Origin of the sequence: Humidesulfovibrio sp., assembly GCF_035560995.1 — a bacterium.
Lineage (GTDB): Bacteria > Desulfobacterota > Desulfovibrionia > Desulfovibrionales > Desulfovibrionaceae > Humidesulfovibrio.
The window spans coordinates 1-4,685 of the sequence record NZ_DATMYK010000052.1; the positions used below are offsets into that span (position 1 = coordinate 1).

At 67.4% G+C, this 4,685-nt stretch carries 5 protein-coding genes; 3 read left to right on the forward strand and 2 right to left on the reverse strand.

The features are described 5' to 3' along the window. A partial coding sequence (leuB, locus tag VN419_RS01935) for a 3-isopropylmalate dehydrogenase (RefSeq protein ID WP_325643872.1) occupies positions 1-968 on the forward strand: 968 nt, incomplete at its 5' end. 168 nt (positions 969-1,136) lie between these two features. Here the strand turns inward: leuB and VN419_RS01940 are convergent. Both VN419_RS01940 and VN419_RS01945 read right to left on the reverse strand, forming a co-directional pair. Next, on the reverse strand, positions 1,137-1,967 hold the full coding sequence (locus VN419_RS01940; RefSeq protein ID WP_325643874.1) for a hypothetical protein: 831 nt from the start codon (positions 1,965-1,967) through the stop codon (positions 1,137-1,139). Beyond that, positions 1,964-2,905 carry a permease gene (locus tag VN419_RS01945; protein ID WP_325643876.1) on the reverse strand — a complete coding sequence of 314 codons (942 nt, stop codon included), beginning with the start codon at positions 2,903-2,905 and terminating at the stop codon, positions 1,964-1,966. The genes VN419_RS01940 and VN419_RS01945 overlap by 4 nt, the downstream gene beginning before the upstream one ends. A 127-nt stretch (positions 2,906-3,032) precedes the next feature. Here VN419_RS01945 and VN419_RS01950 point away from each other — a divergent pair, with 127 nt between their 5' ends. Beyond that, on the forward strand, positions 3,033-3,950 hold the full coding sequence (locus tag VN419_RS01950; RefSeq protein ID WP_325643878.1) for a metal ABC transporter solute-binding protein, Zn/Mn family: 918 nt from the start codon (positions 3,033-3,035) through the stop codon (positions 3,948-3,950). A 22-nt stretch (positions 3,951-3,972) separates the two neighbouring features. Continuing rightward, positions 3,973-4,383, forward strand: coding sequence for a Fur family transcriptional regulator (locus VN419_RS01955; protein WP_325643880.1), 411 nt, complete (start codon positions 3,973-3,975; stop codon positions 4,381-4,383). Positions 4,384-4,685 lie beyond the last annotated feature (302 nt).

Here is a 4,685-nt window from a genome sequence, read left to right on the forward strand (position 1 = left end):
AGATCGAGGAAGCCCTCATCGGCGGCAGCGCCATCGACGCCACGGGCGGTCCGCTTCCAGACGCCACGGTGAAGCTGTGCCAGGCGGCGGACGCCGTGCTGCTGGGCGCGGTGGGCGGCCCCAAGTGGGATACCATCGATCCGGCCATCCGGCCCGAACGCGGCCTGCTCGGCATCCGCAAGGCGTTGGGGCTCTTCGCCAACCTGCGTCCGGCCAGCCTGTTCCCGGAGCTCAAACACGCCTGCTACCTGCGCCCGGACATCGTGGCCAAGGGCATTGACCTGCTCGTGGTGCGCGAGCTGACCGGCGGCGCGTACTTCGGCACGCCCAAGGGTGTCGAGGTGCGCGACGGCGAACGCGTGGGCTTCAACAACATGATCTACGCCGAGCATGAGATCCGCCGCATCGCCAAGGTGGGCTTTGAGGCCGCGCGCAAGCGCCGCAAGAAGCTGTGCAGCGTGGACAAGGCCAACGTGCTCGATGTCTCGCGCCTGTGGCGGGAGATCGTGCTGGAGGTGGCCAAGGACTACCCGGACATCGAGCTGAGCCACATGTACGTGGACAACGCGGCCATGCAGCTGGTGCGCGACCCGTCCCAGTTCGACGTCATCGTCACCGAGAACCTCTTCGGCGACATCCTGTCCGACGAGGCCAGCGTCATCACCGGCTCCATCGGCATGCTGCCTTCGGCCAGCGTGGGCGAGAAGAACCCCGGCCTGTTCGAGCCCATCCACGGCTCGGCCCCGGACATCGCCGGGCAGGACAAGGCCAATCCCCTGGCGACGATCCTCTCCGTGGCCATGCTGCTGCGGTACAGTTCCGTGGACATGGAGGCGCAGGCCCTGGCCATCGAGGGCGCGGTGCAGAAGACCCTGCAGCAGGGCTACCGCACGGGCGACATCCGCGAGGAAGGCTGCAAACTGGTGGGCTGCGTGGCCATGGGCGACGCCGTGCTGGCGAACATGTAGCGGGTCACAACATCACGCCATTGAGGCGGGGGATCGGGCGACCGATCCCCCGTTTTTTGCGTCTGGAGCGGGGCGTGGAAAGCTGGAGTCGGTGCCTGGCGCCATTCGGCGGAAGCACACCCCCACTCTGGACGAATGTCCGGCGAATGTCCCTCTGGACGAATGTCCCTACCAGGCGAAGGGCGGCTCTTCCTTGAACTCGAAGAGGTACGGGAAGTCCGGGCCCTTGATGGGCACCACGGCGTCCGCCTCGATGCGGAACTTGGGATTGGTGAGACTGAGCGACGGGCCCTCGCCTTTGGGTGCGGCCTTGATCAAGCCCTTGTCCGCTCCCTTGGGCTCCATCGGCGTCAGATGGCCGAAGACCTCCACCCAGTCGCCGCTTTTGAGGCCGTCCAATCCTTGTCCGCGCGTGGCGAAGGACAGTTCCATGCTGTCGGCCAGGCAGCAGACCACGGCCGTGCGCTTGAGCAGCACGTGCCCACGCCCGTCCAGCTGCGGCGTGCGCGACACCACCGCGCGCAGGGCGAAGCGCTCCGGGTAGTCCGTGCGGCCCTTGTCGAGCATGATGTAGAGTTCCGCCAAGTTCAGGCGCACGTACTCCTTGCCGTCCCGCACCGGGCGCGGGTCCACGGGGGCTTCTTCCTCCGGGGCCAGCGCCGCGTTTTCGGCGGAGGCCGGGTTCAGCGCGCCGGGCAGGGGCTCGCTGGCCGCCTGACCCCAGGCCGTGGCCGCAAGCGAAAGGAAGGCCAAAAGCGCGGCCTGCCGCCACAGGCGCATTGGGGTGGTCCGGCCCGGCATGGGTCGCAGCACCAGGCCCAGCCCGGCGAGGCAGAGCAGCACGCCCGCGCCAAGGGTCACGGGGCTGAACTTCGGGTTCAGGAAATACCAATACAGGCCGGAGCGGGCCAGCGCGGCCATGAAGCCGCCCAGGCACAGCAGGCATAGGCCGTCCATGCGGTCCTGGAAGGTGGCCTTGAAGGTGGCGAGAGCGCTCATTTGAAGACTCCGGCCAGACCCAGGCTCATGGCCAGCATGTATACGCCGACCGCCGGAGCGAGGATGAGCACCAGCGCCACGCGCCGCTGGAACACGCTGGCGAGCGCCGGGATGAGCTTCAGGTCCAGCATGGGGCCCAGGGCCAGGAAGGCCAGCAGGGCGGGGCGCGGGAACATGGACAGGCTGGCGGCCACGAAGGCGTCGGCCTCGGAGCAGATGCTCATGAGCACGGCGAGCAGCATCATGGCGGGCACGGCCAGCCAGAGGTTGGCGGAAACGAGGGTCAGCCATTCCTGCGGCAGGAAGACCTTGAACAGCCCGGCCGCGCATGCGCCCACGATGAGGAACAGGCCCATGTCCAGGAACTCGCGTCCGGTGCCGCGCAGCACATCGAGTAGCCCCTGGGCCAGGCCAGGGTGCTTGCGTTCCCCTGCGTGGTCATGGCCGCAGCCGCAACCGCAGCCTTCCGCATGGGCGTCGTGGGCCATGTCCAGCGTGGGCCGCAAAAGGTCGGGCCCGTTGATGCTCCCGAGCGCCCAGCCCAGCGCCGCGGCGGGCAGCACCACCAGCGCCACGCGCCCGGCCACCATGGAGAGATCGCCCTGGAAGGCCACCCAGGTGGCGGCCAGGGACACCGGATTGACCACCGGGGCCGCCAGCATGAAAGGGATGGCCGCGCCCGCGGGCACGCCTTTTTTGATGAGCCGACGCGTCACCGGCACCACGCCGCACTCGCAGGTGGGCAGCAAGAGCCCGGCGAAGAGCCCCAGGCCGATCTGCGCGGGCAGGCTCTTTTGTCCCAGGCGGGCCAGGGCGTCGTCGCCCACGTAGACGGCGATGACCGACGACAGGAGCGAGCCCAGGAGCAGGAAGGGCGCGGCCTCCAGCACGATGGAGGTGACGATGGCCGCGAAGATGGCGAAGGCGCTCTGATCCATGCTTTCCTTGTGCCGCTTTTCCGAATCTCGGCGTCGGCCAGGCTTGACACTCATGCAACTTTGTTGCAGAGACGATGCAACAGAGTTGCACCGCCTGGGGGTGTAGCCGAAACCGGGAGCGTACGCAATGAGAAAGATGTTCGGGATTCTGGGCGCCGTGCTGCTGGCCTGCGCCATGCCGGTGCTGGCTTTGGCCGGGCCCATGCAGGTGGCGGTGGGCGTGGCTCCGCTGGAGCATTTCGCCAAAAAGATCGGCGGGAATCTGATCCAGACCACCATCCTGGTGCCCGCCGGAGCCGATGCCCACACCTACGAACCCAAGCCCTCGCAGATGCGCGCCCTTTCCGGCGCTGTGCTGTATCTTTCCACCGGGCTGGAGTTCGAGGAAGCCTGGGAGCCCCGCTTGAAGGGCTCGAATCCCAAGCTTCTTTTCGTGCACACCGCAGACGGCCTGAAGAAGCTGCCCATGCCCGAAGGGCACGAGGACCACGGCAAGCCCGGCTCCAAGCTTGGCTCCAAGGCGGACGCCAAGGGCGCGCACGGGCACGACGACGAGATGGATCCGCATGTCTGGGTTTCCCCGGCAAACGCCCGCCAGATTGCCGCCAGGATAGCTGATGCCTTTGCCAAGGCCGACCCGGTCCACGCCAAGGTCTATGCCGCCAACCTCGCGGCCTGGCAGAAGGATATCGACGCCCTGGACGCCCAGTTGAAGGCCGTGTTCGCGGGCATCCCGGCCGACAAGCGCGGCTTCCTGGTGTTCCACCCGGCCTGGGGCTACTTTGCGCGCGACTACGGCCTGATCCAGACGGCCATCGAGTTCGAAGGCAAGGAACCCTCGCCCAGGCGCATGGCGGCCATCGTCAGCCAGGCCAAGGCCAAGGGCGCCAAGGCCATCTTCGTGCAGCCGCAGATGAGCCAGCGCACCGCCGGTGCCATCGCCCAGGCCGTGGGCGCCAAGCTCATCATCGCCGACCCGCTGGCCCCGGACTGGGAGGCCAACCTGTTGAAGGTTGCCAAGGGCTTCCGCGAGGCGTTACAGTAAGCGTCAGCGAAAGCAGGGGAGCATGATGGACGGACAGGAAATACTCGGACGCGGCGGGCTGGCCGCCACGGAAAAGCGCCTGCTGGTGGTGCGCGCCCTGGCAGAAGCCGAGGGCCCAGCAACGCCGCAGGAACTGCTCGCCACACTGGGCGCGCAGCTCAACCGCGTCACCCTGTACCGCATCCTGGACCTTCTTGTGGAGCACAACGTGGCCACCCGGCACAACGCCGGTGAGCGCGCCTTCCGCTACTGCCTGCACACCGGGCACGAGAACCACGCCCACTTCACCTGTTCGCGCTGCGGACACACGGAATGCCTGGACTCCGGCGGGTTCGGCGCAGACCTGAGCGAACTGCTCTCGCACCTGCCCATGCGCGTGGATACGGCGGAGATCCGTTTCGGCGGAGTCTGCCAGGGCTGCCTGCGCGGCTGACCGCGACCGCTAGAAATTACGAGGCCCGGCCAGAGTTCCTGCTCCTGTCCGGGCCTTTTCGCGTCGAATCGGGCGTACCAAGTCTTCCCCCGGAAGCCCATCCCGATCGATTTCCTCCACGAACCAGTACCTGGGCGGTTGCCCGGCGGGAGCCATGTGCGCTAGGGTTGCGCCCGCGCCTGCGGTCCGGTTTCACGCCGGGCCGCGCGCCTGTTTGCTGAGGCGTTTACTGGCGACAACACGGGATTTTCGGAGGACAGATGGAGAACGAGAGATTCATTGACGGAGTGACGCAGATCGGC